General features: G+C 59.7%; 17 protein-coding genes and 1 riboswitch. Of the genes, 11 read left to right on the top strand and 6 right to left on the bottom strand.

All coding sequences use genetic code 11. The features are described 5' to 3' along the window. Nucleotides 1–52 precede the first annotated feature (52 nt). The 7 genes from RYC17_RS21400 to RYC17_RS21370 are packed head-to-tail and all read left to right on the top strand — an operon-like array spanning nucleotide 53 to nucleotide 8,177. Nucleotides 53–1,810: a carbamoyltransferase gene (locus tag RYC17_RS21400; protein WP_002551776.1), complete on the top strand. Its 1,758-nt coding sequence runs from the start codon at nucleotides 53–55 to the stop codon at nucleotides 1,808–1,810. After that, nucleotides 1,794–2,924 carry a glycosyltransferase gene (locus tag RYC17_RS21395; protein ID WP_316904405.1) on the top strand — a complete coding sequence of 377 codons (1,131 nt, stop codon included), beginning with the start codon at nucleotides 1,794–1,796 and terminating at the stop codon, nucleotides 2,922–2,924. The genes RYC17_RS21400 and RYC17_RS21395 overlap by 17 nt, the downstream gene beginning before the upstream one ends. Continuing rightward, complete coding sequence (locus tag RYC17_RS21390) at nucleotides 2,924–3,820, top strand: antimicrobial resistance protein Mig-14 (RefSeq protein WP_122280671.1); 897 nt, start codon at nucleotides 2,924–2,926, stop codon at nucleotides 3,818–3,820. Before RYC17_RS21395 ends, RYC17_RS21390 begins: the two co-directional genes overlap by 1 nt. Continuing rightward, nucleotides 3,817–5,226, top strand: coding sequence for a PIG-L deacetylase family protein (locus RYC17_RS21385; protein WP_316904403.1), 1,410 nt, complete (start codon nucleotides 3,817–3,819; stop codon nucleotides 5,224–5,226). Before RYC17_RS21390 ends, RYC17_RS21385 begins: the two co-directional genes overlap by 4 nt. Before the next feature lie 30 nt (nucleotides 5,227–5,256). After that, on the top strand, nucleotides 5,257–6,213 hold the full coding sequence (locus tag RYC17_RS21380; protein WP_058407707.1) for a glycosyltransferase: 957 nt from the start codon (nucleotides 5,257–5,259) through the stop codon (nucleotides 6,211–6,213). A 31-nt stretch (nucleotides 6,214–6,244) separates the two neighbouring features. Continuing rightward, entirely contained in the window at nucleotides 6,245–7,018 is a 774-nt protein-coding gene (locus RYC17_RS21375; protein WP_058399884.1) for a hypothetical protein, read from the top strand. Then, entirely contained in the window at nucleotides 7,008–8,177 is a 1,170-nt protein-coding gene (locus tag RYC17_RS21370; protein WP_122280674.1) for an O-antigen ligase domain-containing protein, read from the top strand. The genes RYC17_RS21375 and RYC17_RS21370 overlap by 11 nt, the downstream gene beginning before the upstream one ends. Nucleotides 8,178–8,222: 45 nt before the next feature. Here RYC17_RS21370 and RYC17_RS21365 read toward each other — a convergent pair whose 3' ends face one another. Next, on the bottom strand, nucleotides 8,223–8,861 hold the full coding sequence (locus tag RYC17_RS21365) for a toluene tolerance protein (RefSeq protein ID WP_038820444.1): 639 nt from the start codon (nucleotides 8,859–8,861) through the stop codon (nucleotides 8,223–8,225). 178 nt (nucleotides 8,862–9,039) lie between these two features. Between RYC17_RS21365 and msbA the strand changes: the two genes are divergently transcribed. Further along, on the top strand, nucleotides 9,040–10,842 hold the full coding sequence (msbA, locus tag RYC17_RS21360) for a lipid A export permease/ATP-binding protein MsbA (RefSeq protein ID WP_058399894.1): 1,803 nt from the start codon (nucleotides 9,040–9,042) through the stop codon (nucleotides 10,840–10,842). Between the two features lie 127 nt (nucleotides 10,843–10,969). Further along, the gene (hldE, locus tag RYC17_RS21355; RefSeq protein WP_058399886.1) at nucleotides 10,970–12,394 is read left to right on the top strand and encodes a bifunctional D-glycero-beta-D-manno-heptose-7-phosphate kinase/D-glycero-beta-D-manno-heptose 1-phosphate adenylyltransferase HldE; all 1,425 of its coding nucleotides are present in this window, start codon (nucleotides 10,970–10,972) and stop codon (nucleotides 12,392–12,394) included. Between the two features lie 47 nt (nucleotides 12,395–12,441). On the opposite strand, the gene RYC17_RS21350 is transcribed toward hldE, so the two are convergent. Genes RYC17_RS21350 through RYC17_RS21335 form a run of 4 tightly spaced genes read right to left on the bottom strand, consistent with a single transcriptional unit; the run spans nucleotide 12,442 to nucleotide 15,803 of the window. After that, entirely contained in the window at nucleotides 12,442–13,398 is a 957-nt protein-coding gene (locus RYC17_RS21350; RefSeq protein WP_002551786.1) for a hypothetical protein, read from the bottom strand. A gap of 36 nt (nucleotides 13,399–13,434) precedes the next feature. Beyond that, nucleotides 13,435–14,250, bottom strand: a complete 816-nt coding sequence (locus RYC17_RS21345; protein ID WP_316904401.1) for an aldo/keto reductase — start codon at nucleotides 14,248–14,250, stop codon at nucleotides 13,435–13,437. Then, nucleotides 14,247–15,422 carry an NAD(P)/FAD-dependent oxidoreductase gene (locus RYC17_RS21340; protein WP_316904400.1) on the bottom strand — a complete coding sequence of 392 codons (1,176 nt, stop codon included), beginning with the start codon at nucleotides 15,420–15,422 and terminating at the stop codon, nucleotides 14,247–14,249. Before RYC17_RS21340 ends, RYC17_RS21345 begins: the two co-directional genes overlap by 4 nt. Nucleotides 15,423–15,470: 48 nt before the next feature. Beyond that, entirely contained in the window at nucleotides 15,471–15,803 is a 333-nt protein-coding gene (locus tag RYC17_RS21335; RefSeq protein ID WP_002551789.1) for an SMR family transporter, read from the bottom strand. 69 nt (nucleotides 15,804–15,872) lie between these two features. Here RYC17_RS21335 and waaA point away from each other — a divergent pair, with 69 nt between their 5' ends. Further along, nucleotides 15,873–17,153, top strand: a complete 1,281-nt coding sequence (waaA, locus tag RYC17_RS21330) for a lipid IV(A) 3-deoxy-D-manno-octulosonic acid transferase (RefSeq protein ID WP_058399890.1) — start codon at nucleotides 15,873–15,875, stop codon at nucleotides 17,151–17,153. 122 nt (nucleotides 17,154–17,275) lie between these two features. Here waaA and RYC17_RS21325 read toward each other — a convergent pair whose 3' ends face one another. Continuing rightward, nucleotides 17,276–18,715 (bottom strand): TolC family outer membrane protein, encoded by a 1,440-nt coding sequence (locus RYC17_RS21325; RefSeq protein ID WP_058399891.1) that lies wholly within the window; start codon nucleotides 18,713–18,715, stop codon nucleotides 17,276–17,278. A 161-nt stretch (nucleotides 18,716–18,876) separates the two neighbouring features. Further along, a riboswitch (TPP riboswitch) is annotated at nucleotides 18,877–18,981 on the top strand. A 155-nt stretch (nucleotides 18,982–19,136) separates the two neighbouring features. On the opposite strand from RYC17_RS21325, the gene thiC reads away from it, so the two are divergent. Then, entirely contained in the window at nucleotides 19,137–21,026 is a 1,890-nt protein-coding gene (gene thiC, locus RYC17_RS21320) for a phosphomethylpyrimidine synthase ThiC (RefSeq protein WP_005743016.1), read from the top strand. Nucleotides 21,027–21,464: the final 438 nt, after the last annotated feature.

Raw genomic sequence — 21,464 nt, 5'->3', positions numbered from 1 at the left:
CCTTTTCTCGGGCGCAATGCGCCTGCATGCAGACTAAAGAGGCTAGACCCTAGTGGCATTGACGATCCTTGGCCTGTCCGGCGCCCTTAGCCATGATCCTTCCGCAGCGCTTTATATCGACGGCAAGCTGATAGCAGCGGCTGAAGAAGAGCGCTTCGTTCGTGACAAACACGCGAAGAACCGCATGCCCTACGAGTCGGCGAAGTTCTGTCTGGAACAGGCAGGCATCAAGCCTTCGGACGTCGACGTGGTTGCAATTCCGTTCGCCCCCATCAGCCTGTTCGGTAAGGCCCGCTGGCACTACGCCAAGCGCTACTGGTACGCGCCGGATCGCGCCCTTGATGCGTTGCTGATGGGCAACCGCCGCTATAAGCGCTACCGCAACAAGATCGTCTGGTGCCTCGAACAACTGGGCTTCGATCCGAAAAAGATCAAGATTGAGCCGGTCGAGCATCACCTGGCCCACGCATCCAGCGCCTACCACTGTTCCGGTTTCACCGAGAAAACCGCGATCATGGGCATCGACGGCAAGGGCGAGTACGCCACGACCTTCTTCGGCTACGGCGAAAACGGCAAGATCCACAAGATCAAGGAATTCTTCGATCCTGACTCGCTGGGCGGCCTGTATGGCGCTATCACCGAATTCCTCGGTTTCGAGATGCTCGACGGCGAATTCAAGGTTATGGGCATGGCACCGTACGGTGATGCCAGCAAGTATGATTTTTCGCGTCTGGCCACGTTCGAGAACGGCGAGCTGATCATTAATACCGAGCTGGCCAACGTCATTGGCCTGCGTCGCTATAAAGAGAACGGCAAGGGCTTTTACTTCTCGCCGAAGCTGATCGAGTGGCTCGGCCCGAAACGCGTTGGCGACGTAGCCGACGAGCCCTACATTCACTATGCCGCGAGCATGCAGGCGCTGTTCGAAAAGCTCGCGTTGCAGATGATGGACCACTACCTGGGTGACATCCTCAAGGAAACCGGCAAGATCGCTTTCGCCGGTGGCTGTGCGCTGAACGTCAAACTCAACCAGCGCATCATCGCCCGTCCTGAAGTCAAGGAGCTGTTCGTGCAGCCTGCGTCCGGCGATGCAGGTACGGCGGTCGGTGCTGCGGCTTATGTGTCCCACGCTCGCGGTGTACCGGTCGAGAAGATGGAACACGTCTACCTCGGCCCGGCGTACAGCAACGAAGACGTGATCGCGGCCTGTGCCCGTCACCCGAGCAAGCCGGTCTGGCGTCAGATCGACAATACGCCACAGCGGATTGCCGAAATCATGGTCAAGGGCAACCCGGTTGCCTGGTTCCAGGGACGCATGGAGTTCGGTCCGCGTGCTCTGGGCGGTCGCTCGATCATCGGTTGCCCGAGCGTCACCGGGGTAGCCGACCGTATCAACCATCAGATCAAGTTCCGCGAGCGCTGGAGGCCTTTCTGCCCGTCGATGCTCGATACCGTCGCGCCGCAGATGATCAAGATCGATCATCCGGCACCGTTCATGACCTTCACCTTCGAAGTGGCGGAAGAGTGGAAAACCCGTGTTCCGGAAGTCGTCCATGAAGACGGCACTTCCCGTGCCCAGGTGCTCAAGCGCGAATACAACCCGCGCTACTACGACATGATGAAGGCGCTGGAAGAATTGACCGGCAATGGCGTTTCCCTGAACACCTCGCTCAACCGCCGTGGCGAACCGATGATCTGCTCGCCGACCGATGCGCTGAACATGTTCTTCGGCTCGGACCTCGAGTACCTGATTATGGAAGACATCCTGGTGGTCAAAGAGGGCGTCGAGGCTTATGACACGCTCGGCTGAACGTCACGTGCTGCAGTTCTGTCACGGCTATGACGGGCCGTTTCTGGACTGCGCACGGCAATACGCCAGTCTGTTTGCCGGCAAGGGTTATCGGGTGACGACGGTGTTTCTGACCGGCGCCGCCGACCCCGATGTGGTCGCCGACTGCGGCTCGGACGAAGTACTGTTCATGGAATACAGCTCCAGTGCCATTCGCGGCCTGAAGCTGGGTGCCATCCGTGACCTGCGCAAAATTGCCGCGACGCGCTCTTTCAGCTTCTGCATCGCGCATCGCTTCAAACCGGTGTACATCGCTCTGTTGGCGACGACGCTGCAGGTGATCGGTGTGCATCATGCGTTCGGCGATTATCACCGGCGCAGTCGCAAGCTGTTCGCCAACCTGTTTCGCAAGCGCCTGAGCCTGCTCGGCGTTTCCGACGCGGTGCGTGACGACATGCGCAACAGCCTGCCCAATTGGCCGGCCGAGCGCATTCAGACTTTGTACAACCGCATTGATGTCGAACAACTGCAGGGCAGTCAGTTTTCCGCTGAAGATGCCCGCGCAGAGCTGGGCCTGTCTGCCTCGGCGTGGATCGTCGCCAACGTCGGTCGCCTGCATCCGGACAAGGATCAGGCCACGCTGTTGCGCGGCTTTGCCGAGGCTCTGCCCAATCTTCCCGAGAACAGCCAGTTGGTGATTCTCGGCAAGGGCCGCCTGGAAGAAAACCTCAAGGCGCTTGCGCTGGAGCTGGGCATTGGTCCGCACGTGCTGTTTCTTGGGCAGGTGCCTGACGCACGCCGCTACTTCAAGGCGTTCGATGTATTCGCCCTGAGCTCTGACCACGAGCCGTTCGGCATGGTCCTGCTGGAAGCGATGGTGGCTGGTGTGCCATTGGTTGCAACGTCCTGCGGCGGCGCGAAGGAAGTGGTCGAAGACGTGGGTCTGCTGTTCCCGCTGGGTGATGTTCACAGCCTCGCGCACGGCCTGGTACACATGGCCGGTCTTGACGCCGAGCAGCGTCAGGACTGCGCCGAACGCATGCTGCTGCGTTTGCGCGAACGCTTTTCCGATCATGCTGTGCGCGATGTCTTCTGGCGGCTGCCGCAAGTCTCCAGCCTGACGGCGGGGGCCTGATGCTCAATCGATTCAAAGGCTGGCGCGAGCGTGGCTGGGTGCAGATCGACGCGGCTGCTTACGAGCAGGCATGGCAACGGTTGGGTGGCAGCGTAGCCACTCATCCGCTGGTCGTTGCGCGCCTGTCGGCGTTTTCCGGTATTGCTGTGCGTTATCTGGCCTGGGAGCAGGGCGGCGAAGTAAAGGCAGCGATTGCCACCTGGGGGCGTTCGCTGGCGCTGTCCAAGGACGAACTCAAGCGTCACGGCAAGAAAGGCCTGTTCGACCTGGGCAACGCCGAACTGATTTTACCGGTGGCCGATGATATTCAGGTGCCGGTCCGCCATCGTGCCCGCTATGTGTCTGCGCTCAACGAGGGCCGCATCAGCACCTTCAGGCCGCAGACCGAATCGCTGGCGATGGCGCGTACGCCTGAAGAACTGTCCAAGAAATTTCGTTACAACCAGCGTCGTGAACTTCGCTTGCTGGAGGAAGCTGGCGGTACGGTAAGACCTGTCAGCGAGTTCAGCAGCGCTGAGCTGGCGAGCATGTATTGCGATCTGTTTCAGCGTCGCTGGGGCTTCGAGGCCACCGGTGCCCGGCACAAGGCCGAGGTCATCGAGTTGCTGCGTGATCTGCTGATCGGTTCTGTGGTGTTCCTCAACGATGCGCCAATCGCCATTCAACTGGTGTACCGCGTCGAAGCGCCGCAGTGGGTCAGCATCGAGTACGTCAACGGTGGTGTTGACCCCGAAACCCGTGATTTCAGCCCCGGCAGTGTGCTGAGCTTCGTCAACACCCAGTCTGCCTGGGAGGACGCCCGAGCCTTGGGCAAATCACTGCGTTTTTCCTTTGGTCGTGCCGACCGCGAGTACAAGGACCGATGGTGCAACCCCGTTCCGGTGTTCCAGATTTGAGTCGCAAGCAACAGTTGCTCAAGCGCCATCGCCGTAACAAGCGGCTGGCGTTGCTGGGTGGTCTGTTCCTGTTGATCGCGGTCGGCGTGCTGGTGGCCTGGTGGCTGGCGCCGCTGCTGGCCGTGTGTGCCTGGGTCGCTCATGAGGCCTGGTTCGCCGATCATCTGTTCTATTCGCCGTCTGACGACTATCAGTACAACTTTGCAGCCGACAGCGAAGTGCCGGGCGTCCGCCTCGACGGCGGCACGTTGCTGATCGACCCCGCCGTGCAACTGACCGGCGACGAAACATTGATACTGGCACTGACCGTAAAAAGCACCTGGCTGGGACGTTTTCTCGACCCGGTCGTGGAACTGCAGGGGCAAGCCTTGAGTGACCGGCAGGCCTTCGAGCGTGGCGTCTGCGGCGTGCGTTATCTGAACCTGACCGGGCTTGGCGAGCCGCTGGCCGCGGGTGCCCTGCAACTGCGCGGGCGTTTCTGTCGTCTTGCCGGTACACCGCGCCTCTGGCTGTTTCGTCAGCCGGATGCGCGAAAGCAGCGTGTCATGGTTATCGCACCGCATGCCGACGATGCCGAACTCGCCGCGTTCGGGCTTTACAGCCAAGCCGAGGAAGCCTGGATTGTGACGCTGACTGCTGGCGAGATCGAGGCCGAACATTATCGCCAGATGGGCATGCAGCGCGCCGAAGCTGCGCGCATGAAAGGCCGCTTGCGCGCCTGGGACAGCATCGCCGTCGCCCGTTGGGGTGGTGTGCCTGAGTCGCACTGTGTGCAGTTGGGTTATTTCTGCCTGCAGTTACCCGCCATGCAGGCCGCGCCGGATACGCCGGTCGCCTCGCGTGAGGCGGACCTGACCGATACGCGGTTGTTTCGCCAGTTCAATACGCTTCCATTGCCCGGCGATGACGGCCAGCCGACCTGGAATAATCTGCTCGCCGACCTGCGCGCACTGCTCCTCAAGGCCAGGCCGCAGGTTATTGTCATGCCGCACCCGGCCATCGATCCGCATCCTGACCATATCTGTGCCCAGGCAGCCGTGCGTGAAGCGCTGGCCGGTCTTGAATGGCAGCCAGACGTGGTGCTCGGTTACGCCAACCACTTGCACGACAACGACCGCTGGCCAATGGGCGATGCCTACAGTGGCATCAGCCTGCCGCCGGTATTCGATGCCAGTCTGCCGCTGGTGCCGTACAGCCTGCACTTATCGGTTGCGGCCCAACGCGACAAGGCGATGGCGCTGGGTATGATGCATGACCTGTTGCCACCGATGCCTTTCAAACGCCGTGTACGCCGTGCGTTGCAGCGCGTTCTGGCCGGTCGCCACTGGCCGGCCGAAGGCGAAAACGAATTCTTCCGCAAAGCTGTGCGACGACACGAGTTGTTCTGGCGCAGCCGTGACATCTGATTCAGCAGGCGCAGTACTGCAAGGAAATCCATGAAAGTTCTACTTCTGGTTCAGAAAGAGCAGCGTGCGATTCTGGACCGTCTCTATGACGGCATCGCGGCACACTGCGAATGCGACGTGCGCTGGCTGAGTTCCGGGGAGCAGCGCAACCTGCGTGGCTATTTCCGCCGCGAGGTGGACGTCAGCCGTTATGACCGGATCGTGTTTTTCCTGCGCTTCAAGCAGGAAGTGCGTCAGGTAGGGTTCATCCGCACGATCCCCAATCTGGTCATCCTCGAACACGATGCCTATCAGAACTACATTCCTTGCAAATACACCGGCAAGTTCAGTGCGCACTATCGCAAGCTGCCTTGGGCGCGGGTGATCTGCTCGGGGTTCATGGTCAGCGAGCGTCTGCGCCAGGAAGGCTTCGACGCGGTTTTCGTGCCCAAGGGCTATGACCAGAGCCTGTTGCAATTGCAGGCGCGTGAACGTGACATCGAACTGGCCTTCGTTGGCAGTACCAACAGTGTGGCCTACAGCGGCCGCAAGGCGCTGCTGGATGAGTTGGGGCAGGTCGAGAATCTGCTCGTCACGCGTACCAAGTCCGGGGAAGAGTATTGCGACACCCTTAACCGTATCCGCTTTTTCGTCAGTGCCGATGTCGGCATGGGCGAGTACATGATCAAGAATTTCGAGGCCATGGCCTGCGGTTGCGTGCTGCTGGCCTTCGACCAGGGCGCTGAAGAAAACCGCGCGCTGGGCTTTGTCGACATGCACAACATCGTGCTCTATCGCGACATTCCCCAGCTTCGTGAAAAGCTGGCGAAGTTGCGCGAAAACACCGCTCTGGCCAGCGAAATATCCTGTAATGGGCAGACTTTGGTCGAAGAACGCTTTACATTCCATGCCCTTGGAAAAGCCATCGTGGACGCAATGCATTCGCCGTTGCGCAGTATGCCGGCGATGAGCTGGCTCGATCGCCTGCGGTCACGCTTGGGATGGTAAGGAATTATGAATATTCAATGATTGGGAACGAATGATGGTATTCAGCGAAAACAGCGACATTACGCTGGTCGTCACCAGTTGTGGTCGATTCGACTTGTTGAAGAGCACCCTGGAAACGTTCGACCGTTTCAATACCGCGCCCATACGCCATGTGCTGATTACCGAAGATTCGGGTGATGCTCAGGTTCAGGCCTGCATTCCCGAACACTGGCGCCCGCATACACGTTTCATTATCAACAACCCCAAGCTGGGGCAGATGCGCTCTGTCGATGCGGCCTATTCGTTGGTCGAGACATCCTGGGTTTTCCATTGCGAGGATGACTGGGATTTCTACCGCCCGCACTTCATTGAAGAATCAATGACGCTGCTCAAGCACGATCCTCAGGCATTGCAAGTCTGGTTGCGCAGCTACAATCATGATCTGCGTATTCACAGCCCCTATGTCTATTTGAACGAGCGTGAAGTGGTCGAAGGTATCCCGTTTTACAAACTGGGTTCGCACAAGCCGGAGTGGCAGGGGTTTTCCTTCAATCCCGGGCTGCGCCGTCTGGCTGATTACCAGCAGCATGCGCCGTATGCCGGGCATGGTGGCGAGAAGAAACTTTCACAATTATTTGCCGCGCAAAACCGTTACGCTCTGATCCTGGAAAATGATGCCGTATTGCACACCGGGTTCGGTGAGCATGTGGTGGTGCCGCAGGAGCGGCTCGACAAACAGCGTCGCAAGCGTCGTGATCGCGTCAAGCTGATCATCGCTGTGCTCGCTGGTCTGGTAACAGGTTGGTTGCTCAATAATGTCAGTTGACCGAATCAAAATCCCCAGTAGCAAAGTACAGACGTATTTCACCGTAGCGATTGTTGTCTTTCTGCTGAGTTTTATTCTTAACCCGTCAGCCAAGATCACCAACAATCTGTTTTACGCATTCACCGCCTTGCCGGGCTTGTTCTTCTTGATCAAGTACCGCGGCGCCGGGGTGTTTGCAGAACCGCTGGGCATAGCCTGGGCTGTATTCATGGCGTGCTTTCTGGTGCCGGCGCTGCAAGCGCAGGAGTTTCAGTATTACAAGCACATTGTCTACGTCAGCCTGTTTGTCTTTGTCGTGGCCGGGATTACGGAAAACGGTTTCTTCCGGCGCGGTTTGTTCGTGCGAGGCATGTTCTGGGCCATCTGCCTGTACATCCTGCTCGGCAGCATTTATAGCTGGGTGACCGGAAAATTCGAGTTCGGTCAGCGTGTGGCCATTCTTCCGGCACGTATGGAGAATGTGATCTACACCAGCGCCTGGCTGGTTTGCAGCCTCGCCCTGGCACTGCCGCTATGGGCCAGAGAACGGCGCTGGATTGAAGCGGTGTGTGCTGTTCTTGTTACTCTGGTGTTAACGGCCTTTGTCGTCCAGACCCGCACCGCGCTGGTGGGTTGCGCGGTTCTGTTCGCCGTCTGCAGCGCCTATGCGCTGTACCGTTTTCCATTGCGCACGATAGTCGCCTTGTTGGCGCTGGGCGTCGTGGCGGCGGCAGCCTTCTGGTTCGTCAAGGATGAACAGTGGGTCGCCCTGCTGATGGTCAGAGGGGATTCCTACCGCATCGAGCTGTTTGAAATCATGACCGGTGAATGGCGTCGCTGCGGCTGGGTGCTCGGCTGTGGTGTCGATTTCTACACGACCCAGACCCTGACGGGCGGCATACCGATCCAGCACCCGCACAATATTTTCGTGTCGCTGGGCCTGTACACCGGTGCCGCTTCGCTGGTGATGTTTCTGGTTGTTATGGCGATGACGCTGTGGAACGCCTTGCGCAACGGCGATGCCTGGGGTCTCTACCTGGTGTGCGCGCTGGTCATGCTTAACTTCGACGGCGGCCAGTTGGTCGGTAACCCGGATGAGCTCTGGGTGCTGGTGTTGTTACCGGCAACGATGGTGCTGGGCCGTATTGTGCAGGCGCATCGGCTCCGGCAGCTGCAGTAAGATAAAAAATGGCCGCTTCGAAAGCGGCCATTTTTTGTGAAAGCGTTACTGAATAGCCTGAACCAGTTCGCTGGTGTCGCACAGGCTCTGAGCGCTCATGTAGCCATCCAGAAACGCCGGGTTGCCGTTGTCCAGCAGCCATTGGCGATCTTCCTGATAGCGCAACATGTGCTTGAAGTTGCGCAGACGCAGGCTTTTACGCAATGCGCGGCGGTAGGTTTTCATGTCGGCAATGTCGATCAGGCCGAGGGTGCCTTCCGGTGTGAGGATAACGTTGCCGAGATGGGCCGAGCGAAAGTAGATGCCCTTTTCATGCAGGTGGGCAATGAAGCTTCCCAGTTGCCTGCGCAGCTTGTCGTCGGCCACCGCACTGCCCAAAAGCTGGCGCAGGGTGAAGCCTGCCAGCGGATCATAATGCACTGCATCGCGCTCGATTTCGGCGATGCGGCTTACCGAGCGTATGCGCGGGCAGGGAATGCCGCGTTTGATCAGCGTTTCACAGTTGTCTGCGAAGCGTTGGGCATAGGGATACCAGGCTGCCGAGCTGACAAGGCGTTTGCGTCGAAACAATTTCAACATGGAGCCGTCACGCAGACGTAGTACTTTGTCGCCCGTGCCATCGGCTTCAAGCACTTCGGCACCTTGAACCAGATCAAGGTAATGGGCGTGGTCAAACGCTTGCATCGATACTCCGGTTTTTACGCCCCAAGGGCTACTGGTCGTCATACAGAAGCCTGCTTTGCCGGTTTCAAGCAGCAATCAGAAACCTCAGGGAATGGACGAGCCGCCTATGTTACCGCAGCAGGCAGCCTCGAAAACCGCTGTGATACAATTCGGCCTCTTTTTAATACGACGGATTCTCATGACAACCTCCGAATCGTCCTCGACTTCCAGCGTGAAAATCTATTTCCGTCTGTTGTCTTATGTGCGTCCGTATGTGGGCATCTTCCTGCTCAGCATCATTGGTTTCGTGATCTTCGCCTCGACCCAGCCGATGCTTGCCGGCATCCTCAAATACTTCGTCGATGGCCTGACCAACCCTGAAGCCGTGCTGTTCCCCAATGTGCCTTATCTGCGCGAGCTGCAACTGTTGCAGGCAGTGCCGTTGCTGATCGTTCTGATCGCCGCATGGCAGGGGCTTGGCTCTTTCCTGGGTAACTACTTTCTGGCCAAGGTGTCTCTCGGGTTGGTCCATGACCTGCGGGTGGAGCTGTTCAACAAGCTGCTGGTACTGCCCAATCGTTACTTCGATACGACCAACTCCGGCCACCTGATTTCGCGTATCACGTTCAACGTCACGATGGTCACCGGTGCCGCCACCGATGCCATCAAAGTGGTGATTCGTGAAGGTCTGACTGTGGTGTTCCTGTTCATCTATCTGTTGATGATGAACTGGAAGCTGACCCTGGTCATGCTCGCCATCCTGCCGCTGATTGCCGTCATGGTCGGCAGTGCGAGCAAGAAATTCCGCAAGCAGAGCAAGAAGATTCAGGTAGCGATGGGCGATGTTACGCACGTTGCCTCGGAAACCATTCAGGGCTATCGCGTGGTACGCAGCTTCGGTGGCGAGTCCTACGAACAGAACCGCTTCGCTCAGGCCAGTGACAGCAATACACGCAAACAACTGCGCATGACCAAAACCGGTGCCATCTACACGCCGATGCTGCAACTGGTGATCTACAGCGCCATGGCGGTGTTGATGTTTCTGGTTCTGTTCCTGCGAGGTGATGCCACCGCGGGCGATCTGGTTGCCTACATCACTGCTGCCGGTCTGTTGCCCAAGCCTATTCGCCAGTTGTCGGAAGTCAGTTCGACGATCCAGAAAGGCGTCGCCGGTGCCGAGAGCATCTTCGAACAACTGGACGTGGAAGAAGAAGTCGATACCGGCACCATCGAGCGTGATCGCGTGACTGGCCATCTTGAGGTGAAGAACCTCAGCTTCTTCTACCCGCAGACCGAGCGTCAGGTGTTGAACGACATCAGTTTCTCCGCAGCGCCTGGGCAGATGATCGCGCTGGTAGGCCGGTCCGGCAGCGGTAAATCGACCTTGGCCAACCTGATACCGCGTTTTTACGGGCACGAGATGGGCAACATCCTGCTCGATGGCGTTGAAATCAACGACTACCGTTTGCGCAACCTGCGCAAGCACATCGCCCAGGTCAACCAGAACGTCACGCTGTTCAACGACACGATCGCCAACAACATTGCCTATGGTGATCTGGCAGGTGCCCCGCGTGCCGACATCGAAGCGGCCGCCGCCGATGCCTACGCCAAAGAGTTCATCGACCAGTTGCCGCAGGGGTTCGATACTCAGGTGGGCGAAAACGGCGTGCTGCTGTCCGGTGGTCAACGGCAGCGTCTGGCCATTGCTCGCGCACTGCTTAAAAACGCACCGCTGCTGATCCTCGACGAAGCCACGTCGGCGCTGGACACCGAGTCCGAACGCCACATCCAGGCGGCGCTGGATCACGTCATGAAGGGCCGTACCACGCTGGTCATCGCTCACCGCCTTTCGACCATCGAAAAGGCTGACATGATTCTGGTCATGGACGCCGGGCAGATCGTCGAGCGCGGTACGCATACCGAGTTGTTGGCACAGAACGGCTATTACGCCCGTCTGCATGCCATGGGGCTGGACGAGCCGTCACCTGTCGGCGCAGTCTGATTTCGCTCTCACCGGGCGGGCCCCTGTGGCCTGCCTGCCTTCGGGCGGTGTGATTCAACAGCCTGTCGGTTATAAACCCCTGTGCTAAGATTCCGCCCCTGTCCATTTTTCAAGTACGGGTTGTTCCATGAAGCTATACATGCCGCGCTTTGATCAGGCCCCTGTCCTGGTGGTTGGCGATGTCATGCTCGACAGATACTGGCATGGTGGTACCTCGCGTATTTCCCCTGAGGCGCCGGTGCCTGTGGTCAAGGTCGATCAGATCGAAGACCGTCCGGGCGGCGCTGCCAACGTGGCCTTGAACATCGCTGCGCTGGGTGCACCGGCTTCGCTGGTCGGTGTGACGGGTGACGACGAGGCCGCAGAAAGTCTGACCAACAGCCTGAAAGCAGCGGGTGTGCTGGCGCGTTTTCAGCGTATTGCCGATCAGCCGACCATCGTCAAGTTGCGCGTCATGAGTCGCCATCAGCAGTTACTGCGTATCGACTTCGAAGAACCGTTCAACACTGACCCGCTGGCACTGAGTGCAGAGGTCTACAGCCTGCTCGATGGCATCAAGGTGCTGGTCCTGTCCGATTACGGCAAGGGTGCACTGAAAAACCATCAGGCGCTGATTCAGGCCGCCCGCAAGCGCGGTATAGCGGTGTTGGCTGATCCCAAGGGCAAGGATTTCACGATCTATCGCGGTGCCAGCCTGATTACGCCGAACCTCAGTGAATTCGAAGCCATCGTCGGGCATTGTGAAGACGAGGCACAGCTGGTCACCAAAGGTGCGCAGTTGATGCAGGAGCTTGACCTGGGCGCTCTGCTGGTGACCCGCGGTGAGCACGGCATGACCCTGCTGCGTCCTGATCAGCAGGCGCTGCACCTGCCGGCCCGTGCTCGCGAAGTGTTCGATGTGACCGGCGCCGGTGACACGGTAATTTCCACTCTCGCGGCAGCGATTGCTGCGGGCGAGGAACTGCCGCATGCGGTGGCGCTGGCTAATCTGGCAGCAGGCATTGTGGTCGGCAAGCTGGGTACTGCAGCCATCAGCGCCCCGGAACTGCGCCGCGCCATTCAGCGCGAAGAAGGTTCCGAACGCGGCGTGCTGGGGCTGGAGCAACTGTTGCTGGCGGTCGATGATGCGCGCGCGCACAAGGAAAAAATCGTCTTCACCAATGGCTGCTTCGACATTCTTCACGCCGGTCATGTGACCTACCTGGAGCAGGCGCGGGCGCTGGGTGATCGTCTGATCGTGGCCGTCAACGATGACGCGTCTGTCAGCCGCCTGAAAGGGCCGGGCCGTCCGATCAACAGCGTTGACCGGCGTATGGCCGTGCTGGCAGGCTTGGGTGCAGTGGACTGGGTGATCAGCTTCCCCGAAGGCACCCCTGAAAATCTGCTGAGTCACGTCAAGCCGGACGTGCTGGTCAAAGGCGGTGATTACGGCGTCGATCAGGTGGTCGGTGCCGATATCGTCCAGGCGTACGGTGGCGATGTGCGTGTGTTGGGGCTGGTGGAAAACAGCTCGACCACGGCAATTGTCGAGAAGATCCGCGGGCAGGCGTAGTTTTCAGCCGCAAGCTGCAAGCCAAGGCAAATCAAAAGGCTTGAGGCTCACAGCTTGCCGCTCATGGCGTGCAGCAGCTCCCGAGCTTTTCCGGTCAGGCGTTTCAGTCCTGACTTCTTCGCCGGTGGGGCCATGCCCTGCTGGCGTAGCCAGTCCTTCCAGCGAATTCGTTCCTCTCGCACGATCCAGCCATCCTGCGCGGCGAAACTTTCGGCCAGGTACAGCCCTCGGGTGCCAGCCGGGATCAGTTTGTCACGCTTGAGCGTGTACAGCTCGGGCAGCGGCACTCCATTTTCCAGCGGCATCAGGTACAGGTCGGGTTTGCTGCGGTTAAGGCGGGCGACCAGTTGATCGTTTTCCAACACTTCATCGACATGGAAAAGGCTGACCGGGCGCGCTTCCTTGGGGATTTCCAGACGCATGTCGTAAATCAGCTGCAAGGACGCGGTGGGTAAATGCACATAAGCCCGTGGGCGCTCCAGCAGTGTCAGGCTGCCGCTTCGCACCGGCCGCGCTGCGCCGGAGAGCGGGCTCAGACGAAAGGGCATGGCCTCGCGATAATGCAGTGCAGCGGCATATGGCGCAGGCAGCCAGGTCTCTTTGAACAGTCCACTCAGCCAGCCCTGAGGCGTTTCGATCATGCACTCTTCGGCCACTTCCTGAATGGCGGTATGCAGTGGCAGGGTCAGTTCGTGGGCCGGCACATAACCCGAGATCAGCTTGAGTACGACGTCGCCACGGTCCTGGCGACGCTGGCGAACCAGCACCCAGTAATCGCGATTCTGCCAGCTGACGGTAAGGCGAACGGACACCCCCAGATTGGCAAGCTCGGTGGAGAAACGTTCGGTGTCCGGCACGTCGATCTTGCGCCGCCGCTGCAAGGTCTGCGCGAAGTTCATCGGCATGCCGATGCTCTGGTAGCTCAGGCCTTCCGGCGTGGCCTCGACAAACAGCGGCAGGGTCTTGAAGTTGCTGGGGTTTTTGCGGATCAGTGTTCGCGGCATAACGGCTCCTTCTTGCGTTGGGGTCGGCCGCCTCAATCAGGCTTGACGGCAAATCACGGCAGCGGCAGTTGCAACGTTGTGCGCCAGGTGCAACGGATTGATGGTGCCGACAATAGCACTGGCAACCGCCGGATGTTCAAACAGTAGCTGGAAACTGGCCTGCACCGGGTCCATGCCCGGCGTCAGACAGACATGACCACTGGCCAGCGCTTTCTTCACCAGGATGCCTTTGCCATGGGCGGCAGCGTAATCCAGCACCGGTTTCTCGCCTTGCTCGTTGAGGTTGTAGGTGACCATCGCACAATCACCTTCGCGCAATGCCAGCAAACCGCCTTCGACCGTCTTGCCGGAAAAGCCGAAGCCGCGAATCTTGCCTTCGCGCTTGAGGTCGGCGAGCGTCTGATATACCTCGGCCTCGTTAAGAATCGCCAGATCATTGCCGTCCGAATGCACCAGCACCAGATCGAGAAAATCGGTTTCAATACGTTTCAGGCTGCGCTCGACCGATTTGCGGGTGTGTTCAGCGCTGAAGTCATGGCTCGACTGGCCGTTATCGAATTCTTCGCCGACCTTGCTGACAATCACCCAGTCCTGGCGCTGACCGCGCAGCAGCGGTCCCAGGCGCTCTTCGCTGGTGCCATAGGCGGGTGCAGTGTCGATCAGGTTGATGCCCATGTCGCGAGCCATGCGCAGCAGCATCTGCGCCTGCTGGTCATCGGGAATCTTGAAACCGCTAGGGTATTTGACGCCTTGGTCGCGGCCCAGCTTGACGGTGCCCAGACCCAGCGGCGATACGTTCAGGCCGCTATTGCCCAGCGGGCGATGTAGGTCGTGCAGGGTTTTCAGGCTCATGGCAGCAGCTCATCCCAGACAGGTATGGCCATCGGCGGCCTTGGTACATCAACCAGTGGTGACTGCGGTGTCGGGTGAATGCCATCTCTCGAAAGCTGCGACAGAACCCGGTCAGCGAAGTCCGGAGCCAGTGCCAGTTTGGTCGGCCAGCCAACCATCAGGCGACGCTGGCTGTCGAGAAAGGCGTTGTCTGGCCGCACCAGCCCCGACTGGGCAGGCTCGGCACGGTCCACGCGCAGGGTCGCCCATTGCGCCTGACTCAGGTCGACCCACGGCAGCAGGGCTTCAAGCTCCTTGCGGGCGACGGCGATCTGCGCGTCCGGCTCGCGCACCACGCCCTCGGCCTCAGCCAGATCGCCGCCCAGATACCAAACACACTGGCCGTCAGCCGCAGGGTGGGTGGTGACCGTGATGCGCGGCTTGGGACCGCCACCCAGGCAGTGGGCGAACAGCGGTTTCAGGGTCGGGCCCTTGACCAGCACCATGTGCAAGGGGCGGCGCTGCATCTGCGGTTGCGACACGCCAAGTGCATTGAGCAGGTCGGCGTTGCCACCGCCAGCACTGAGTACGATGCGCTGGGCATGAATATCGCGCCCATCGACGCGCAGCCCGATCAGCTCATCACCCTCGTACAGCGGCTCGATGCTCTGACCGGCCAGCAGGCTGTCACCGGCCAGCTCGGCGAGTCGCCCGATCAGGCTTGGTACATCGACCACCAGTTCCGCGAGGCGATAGACCTTGCCCTTGAATTTGGGGTTTTGCAGTGCGGGCGGTAATTGCTCGCCCTTGACCTGATCCACACGGCCGCGCACCGCCTTGCTGGCGAAGAAGCTGGTGAGGTTGCCGGCGATGGTGCCCGGCGACCACAAGTAGTGGGCCTCGGACAGCAGGCGTACACCGGACAGGTCCAGCTCGCCTTTGCCATCAAGAGCTTCACGCCAGCGGCGCGGCATGTCGGCGATGGCCTCGGAGGCACCGGAAAGCGCACCGTGCAGCGCGTACTTGGCACCGCCGTGGATGATCCCCTGAGACTTGAGGCTTTGCCCGCCACCCAGGCTGGCGCTTTCTACCAGCACTGTCGAGAACCCTTGACGACGCAACCGGGCGTTGAGCCATAGACCGGCTACGCCAGCCCCGACAATCAGCACGTCAGTGGAAATAACCGATGGCATGAGCACCTCAGTGAGCAAAAAGTACGAGCATTATAAAGGATCGGCTTTTCAATGCCCGGCGGTTTTCGAGAACAACTGGATGACCGCTACGCCAGCCACAATCATGCCCATGCCCAACAACGCGGGCAGGTCGAGTTTCTGGCCGTAGATGAAGAACGCCGCAATGCTCACCATGACAATGCCCATGCCCGACCAAATGGCGTAGGTGATGCCGACCGGGATCGTGCGCATCACCAGAATCAGCATCCAGAATGCAATCGCATAACCGGTGATCAGCAGCAACAACGGCAGGGGAGTGCTGAACCCTTTCACGGCTTTCATGGAGGTGGTGGCGATGACTTCCGCGCAAACGGCGATAGCCAGCAGGTAATAAGCGTTCATGGTGCATTCCTTTTCGTCAGGCTGCGCATTCTAGCGACTTGTGATGGCGGGCTGATAAACTCCGCGCCCATGAATAGAACCCTTTATACCCTACTGTTTCATCTCGGCCTGCCACTGGTTGCCCTGCGCCTGTGGTTACGTGCGCGCAAGGCTCCGGCGTATCGCCAACGCATCGGCGAGCGGTTCGCCAGCGGTCTGCCTGCCATGCAGCGCGGTGGTATCTGGGTGCATGCGGTGTCAGTGGGCGAAAGCATCGCGGCCGCGCCGATGATTCGCGCGCTGCTGCTGCAATACCCCCAACTGCCGATCACTGTGACTTGCATGACGCCCACAGGTTCGGAACGAATCAAGGCGCTGTTCGCCAGCGAACCGCGCATTCAGCATTGCTACCTGCCGTATGACTTGCCTTGGGCGGCAGGGCGTTTTCTCGATCATGTGCAGCCCCGGCTGGGCATCATCATGGAAACCGAGCTGTGGCCCAACCACATCCACCAATGCGCCCTGCGCGGGATCCCTGTGGTGCTCGCCAATGCGCGGCTTTCGGAGCGCTCGGCAAGGGGCTATGCGCGCTTTGCCAGGCTTGCCCGGCCGATGCTGGCGCAAATGGCCTGGTTCGCGGTGCAGACAGAAGTCGAGGCGCAGCGCTTCCGTGACTTGGGCGCGCGTCCCGAGTGCGTTGCGGTGACCGGCTCGATCAAGTTCGACCTGAGCATTGACCCGCAATTGTTGGAACGTGCCGCGCACTTGCGTGAGCAATGGCAGGCGACGCAGCGCCCGGTATGGATCGCCGCCAGCACCCATGCGGGCGAGGATGAAAGCGTTCTTTCAGCTCATCGCACGTTATTGACGAGCCATCCTGATGCGCTGCTGATCCTGGTGCCGCGTCATCCCGAGCGTTTCGACAGCGTGCATGCGCTGTGTCAGCAGCAGGGTTTTGCGACGGTTCGGCGCTCATCCGCACAGGCTGTCACGCCGGACGTCTCAGTGCTGATGGGCGATACCATGGGCGAATTGCTGTTTCTCTATGCGCTGGCGGATATCGCTTTTGTGGGCGGCAGCCTGGTGCCTAACGGCGGTCACAACCTGCTGGAGCCTGCGGCGCTGGCCAAACCGGTACTCAGCGGCCCGCACCTGTTCAACTTCCTCGAGATTGCCGCCATGCTGCGCACTGCCGGTGCGTTGCAGGAAATCAGCGATGCGACCACGCTGGCGACCGCCGTGCAGGGGCTTTTCGACCAGCCACAGCAGGCTCGCGGCATGGCCGATGCAGGGCTTGCGGTGATGAAGGCCAATCAGGGCGCTCTGCAACGTCTGCTCGACGGAATCGGGCGGTTGATGGGCAAACGCTGAGTCGGGGAGGACGCAGAGCGTCCGGAACGGCATGCCCACGCGGAGCATGGGCACGATAGTCGAGATTCTCGTTCCTCACGCTCCAGCGTGGTAATGCATTTCGTGACGCTCTGCGTCACCTGTCAGCGCTTTGCAGGTCGCTCGAAGTTCTTCTGTGCGGCAGTTGCCAGGTCGGGCGGAAGGAAGTCCTTGTCCGGGTTGTAATCAGCCTTCAGGTAGCGTGAAAGATCCTGCAGGTCGCCCGGGTTCAGGGTGCCTGCTGCCTGCTTGAGGCGCAGGTTGTCGAGGATGTAGTCATAGCGTGTGTTGTTGTAGTCACGCACAGAAGCATACAACTGGCGCTGCGCATCCAGCACATCGACAATGTTGCGGGTGCCCACCTGATAACCGATTTCAGTGGCTTCCAGTGCGCTCTGGTTAGAGATGATCGACTGTTTGCGGGCCTGCACCTGCTCGACATCGGTATTCACCGCACGGTGCAGGTTGCGCGTATTTTCCACCACCTGACGACGCAGGCTTTCACGGCGTTGCTCGCTCTGGCTCAGGCGCGCATAGGCTTCGCGTACCTGTGAACTGGTCAGGCCGCCGCTGTAGATCGGGATATTCAACTGCACGCCAATACTGCGCTGCTCGACGTCGCCGCCATAATTGCGCCCGGTGTAGTTAGGGTTGCTGAAACCCAGTGCGTCGTTGTCGCCACGCTGATAAGTCGCCACGGCATCGAGTGTCGGGGCATGCCCGGCCTTGCGCTGACGCAGGGTTTCCTCGGCAGCGTTGACCGCGTAGTTACTGGCCAGCAGGTTGAGGTTCTGTTGTGCTGCGGTATCGACCCAGGCCTTGGCATCGTTTGGCGTTGGCGCCAGCACCGGCAAGGTATGCACGATGCCTTCGATAGAGTTGTATTCACGATTGGTCAGCGTCACCAGTGCTTGAAACGCATCGTCCACCTGGCGCTTGGCGAGAATCCGGCTGGCGCGCGAGGTGTCGTAGCTGGCCTGCGCCTGCAACACGTCGGTCTTGTCCGACAGGCCAACATCGAAACGCTCGTTGGCCTGATCGAGCTGGCGTTTGAACGCTGCCTCCTCGGCCTTGGTCGAGGCCAGATTGTCCTGGGCGCGCAGCACGCTGAAATAGCTTTGTGCCGCTTGCAGGATCAGGTTCTGCTCGGTAGCCGACAGCTCGAGTGCCGCCTGCTCGTTGCTCGCCTCGGCGGCCTGCAACTGGAACCAGCGGTCGGCACGGAAGATCGGCTGGCTCAGGGTGGCTTGATAGACGTTACCGCTGCGGGTGGCAACGGCTCTGGGCTGGTCGATACTGGTGCGGGTATTGTTGCTTTGTGCGCTGCCGGAAATGTTTGGCAGCAAACCTGCGCGGGCCTGCGGTACGGCTTCCTTACGGGCATCGTAATCGGCGCGGGATGCCGCAAGGTCGGCATTGTTGTCCACCGCCTGCTGATAGACATTCAGCAGACCTGTCTGGGTCGGCAGTGGCATATCGGCTGCCCACGTCAGGCCGCTGGACGCAAACGAAACGGCCACAACCAACGAAAGTTTGCGCAGCATGAGGCATTCCCTGTTCATGAAGAAAGTAATCACGGTTCAAGAGAAACCGGGTTAGCGAGTGTAGAGCCAGACTCTTTTAGCAACAATCGGCGATTTGCGCCATTTATCGAGCCCTGTGCAAATAGGCTGGCATTGCGACCGCGCCCCGGCATAGACTGATCGCGTTCTTGTCGGGGTGCCTTGCTGTGAGGCTGAGATCGGTTAAACCGGATCCCGTTGAACCTGATCAGGTTAGCGCCTGCGTAGGGAACAAGATTTCTCGTCTCCCGGCGAGTCCTCTTGAGTATCGTCCGGGGTCGACTGTTCAAAAAATGAACAGCGTACGCCTCCTTTCGATACTCAGCACCAGCACTGGTGCACCCGTCCGTCACGTCAGGTCACTCCGACAATAAATCCGCAACCGGATGTCTGGAGAGCCGTGATGAGTACAACACTAAAAAATGCAGCCCATTTGAGCGAGTCGGCACAAGTCGATTCCGGATCGGTACAGCCGTTTACCCGTTCGCAGAAAATCTACGTTCAGGGCTCACGCCCGGACATCCGCGTGCCGATGCGCGAAATTACCCTGGACGTCACACCGACTGACTTCGGCGGTGAGATCAACGCGCCGGTCACGGTCTATGACACCTCCGGCCCGTACACCGACCCCAATGTGATCATTGATGTGCGAAAAGGCCTGGCGGATGTTCGCTCGCCGTGGATCGACTCGCGCAACGACACCGAGCGCCTGGCGGGCTTGAGTTCCAACTTCGGCCAGCAACGCCTGAGCGACGCCGAACTGACTGCGCTGCGCTTTGCGCATGTGCGCAACCCGCGCCGTGCCAAGGCGGGTGCCAACGTCAGCCAGATGCACTATGCGCGTCAGGGCATCATTACCGCCGAGATGGAATACGTCGCCATCCGCGAAAACATGAAGCTTCAGGAAGCCCGTGCCGCTGGCCTGCTGACCCAGCAACATGCCGGGCACAGCTTCGGCGCGAGCATCCCGAAGGAAATCACTGCCGAGTTCGTGCGCGAAGAGATCGCCCGTGGTCGCGCGATCATCCCGGCCAACATCAACCACGTCGAACTGGAACCGATGATCATCGGCCGCAACTTCCTGGTGAAGATCAACGGCAACATCGGCAATAGCGCGCTGGGTTCTTCCATCGAAGAAGAAGTTGCCAAGCTGACCTGGGGCATTCGCTGGGGGTCGGACACGGTCATGGACCTGTCCACCGGCAAGCATATTCATGAAACCCGCGAATGGATCATCCGCAACTCGCCGGTGCCGATCGGCACTGTGCCAATCTATCAGGCTCTTGAGAAAGTCGGCGGTGCGGCCGAGGACCTGACCTGGGAGCTGTTCCGCGACACGCTGATCGAGCAGGCCGAGCAGGGCGTTGATTACTTCACCATCCACGCCGGTGTGTTGCTGCGTTATGTGCCGCTGACCGCCAAGCGTGTGACCGGGATTGTCAGCCGTGGAGGCTCGATCATGGCCAAGTGGTGCCTGGCGCATCACCAGGAAAACTTCCTGTACACCCATTTCGAAGACATCTGCGAAATCATGAAGGCATACGACGTCAGCTTCTCGCTGGGCGATGGCTTGCGTCCGGGCTCGATTGCCGACGCCAACGATGCGGCGCAGTTCGGTGAGCTGGAAACCTTGGGTGAACTGACCAAGATCGCCTGGAAGCACGACGTACAGACCATGATTGAAGGCCCCGGTCATGTGCCGATGCAGTTGATCAAGGAGAACATGGACAAGCAGCTGGAATGCTGCGACGAAGCGCCGTTTTACACCCTCGGCCCGCTGACCACCGATATTGCGCCGGGGTATGACCACATCACGTCGGGCATCGGTGCTGCGATGATTGGCTGGTTCGGTTGCGCCATGCTGTGCTACGTCACGCCCAAAGAGCACCTGGGGCTGCCGAACAAGGATGACGTGAAGACCGGGATCATCACCTACAAAATTGCTGCTCACGCAGCGGACCTTGCCAAAGGCCATCCTGGCGCGCAGATCCGTGACAACGCCTTGAGCAAGGCGCGTTTCGAGTTCCGCTGGGAAGACCAGTTCAACCTCGGCCTGGACCCGGACACCGCACGCTCGTACCACGACGAAACCCTGCCCAAGGACTCGGCCAAGGTCGCGCATTTCTGTTCCATGTGCGGGCCGAAATTCTGCTCGATGAAAATCACCCAGGAAGTACGCGAGTACGCCGCCAACCAGCGGATCGAGGCGGTGGATGTCGACGTTGCTAAAGGCCTGGCCGAGCAGGCCGAGCGCTTCAAGCAGGAAGGCAGCCAGCTGTACAAGAAGGTGTAGAGAGCGAGACTCGGAGCGTCGCACGATAGTTGAGATTATCGTTCCGCACGCTCCAGCGTGGGAATGCAGTGCTCGACGCTCTGCGTCGTCAAGAGGACGCGGAGCGTCCAGAAAGGCATGCGACGCAGAGCGACGCACGATAGTTGCGATGATCGTTCCGCACGCTCCCGCGTGGAAATGCAGTTCTCGACGCTCTGCGTCGTCAAGAGGACGCGGAGCATCCAGAACGGCATGCGACGCAGAGCGCCGCACGATCGTTGAGATTATCGTTCCGCACGCTCCCGCGTGGGAATGCAGTTCTCGACGCTCTGCGTCGTCAAGAGGACGCGGAGCGTCCAGAACGGCATGCGACGCAGAGCGCCGCACGATAGTTGAGATTATCGTTCCGCACGCTCCAGCGTGGGAATGCAGTTCTCGACGCTCTGCGTCGTCAAGAGG

Source organism: Pseudomonas syringae group sp. J248-6 (assembly GCF_032586995.1).
GTDB lineage: Bacteria > Pseudomonadota > Gammaproteobacteria > Pseudomonadales > Pseudomonadaceae > Aquipseudomonas > Aquipseudomonas amygdali.
This window is presented reverse-complemented; position numbering and strand designations above follow the sequence as displayed.

What these genes read in the sequence shown, in the direction of transcription:
- RYC17_RS21350 (WP_002551786.1), bottom strand. Translation starts at nt 13,398, where the DNA reads ATGCCGCGAACACTGATCCGCAAAAACCCCAGCAACTTCAAGACCCTG.
- RYC17_RS21380 (WP_058407707.1), top strand. Translation starts at nt 5,257, where the DNA reads ATGAAAGTTCTACTTCTGGTTCAGAAAGAGCAGCGTGCGATTCTGGAC.
- RYC17_RS21325 (WP_058399891.1), bottom strand. Translation starts at nt 18,715, where the DNA reads ATGCTGCGCAAACTTTCGTTGGTTGTGGCCGTTTCGTTTGCGTCCAGC.
- waaA (WP_058399890.1), top strand. Translation starts at nt 15,873, where the DNA reads ATGAATAGAACCCTTTATACCCTACTGTTTCATCTCGGCCTGCCACTG.
- RYC17_RS21390 (WP_122280671.1), top strand. Translation starts at nt 2,924, where the DNA reads ATGCTCAATCGATTCAAAGGCTGGCGCGAGCGTGGCTGGGTGCAGATC.
- hldE (WP_058399886.1), top strand. Translation starts at nt 10,970, where the DNA reads ATGAAGCTATACATGCCGCGCTTTGATCAGGCCCCTGTCCTGGTGGTT.
- RYC17_RS21395 (WP_316904405.1), top strand. Translation starts at nt 1,794, where the DNA reads ATGACACGCTCGGCTGAACGTCACGTGCTGCAGTTCTGTCACGGCTAT.
- RYC17_RS21370 (WP_122280674.1), top strand. Translation starts at nt 7,008, where the DNA reads ATGTCAGTTGACCGAATCAAAATCCCCAGTAGCAAAGTACAGACGTAT.
- thiC (WP_005743016.1), top strand. Translation starts at nt 19,137, where the DNA reads ATGAGTACAACACTAAAAAATGCAGCCCATTTGAGCGAGTCGGCACAA.
- RYC17_RS21375 (WP_058399884.1), top strand. Translation starts at nt 6,245, where the DNA reads ATGATGGTATTCAGCGAAAACAGCGACATTACGCTGGTCGTCACCAGT.
- RYC17_RS21365 (WP_038820444.1), bottom strand. Translation starts at nt 8,861, where the DNA reads ATGCAAGCGTTTGACCACGCCCATTACCTTGATCTGGTTCAAGGTGCC.
- RYC17_RS21340 (WP_316904400.1), bottom strand. Translation starts at nt 15,422, where the DNA reads ATGCCATCGGTTATTTCCACTGACGTGCTGATTGTCGGGGCTGGCGTA.
- RYC17_RS21345 (WP_316904401.1), bottom strand. Translation starts at nt 14,250, where the DNA reads ATGAGCCTGAAAACCCTGCACGACCTACATCGCCCGCTGGGCAATAGC.
- msbA (WP_058399894.1), top strand. Translation starts at nt 9,040, where the DNA reads ATGACAACCTCCGAATCGTCCTCGACTTCCAGCGTGAAAATCTATTTC.
- RYC17_RS21335 (WP_002551789.1), bottom strand. Translation starts at nt 15,803, where the DNA reads ATGAACGCTTATTACCTGCTGGCTATCGCCGTTTGCGCGGAAGTCATC.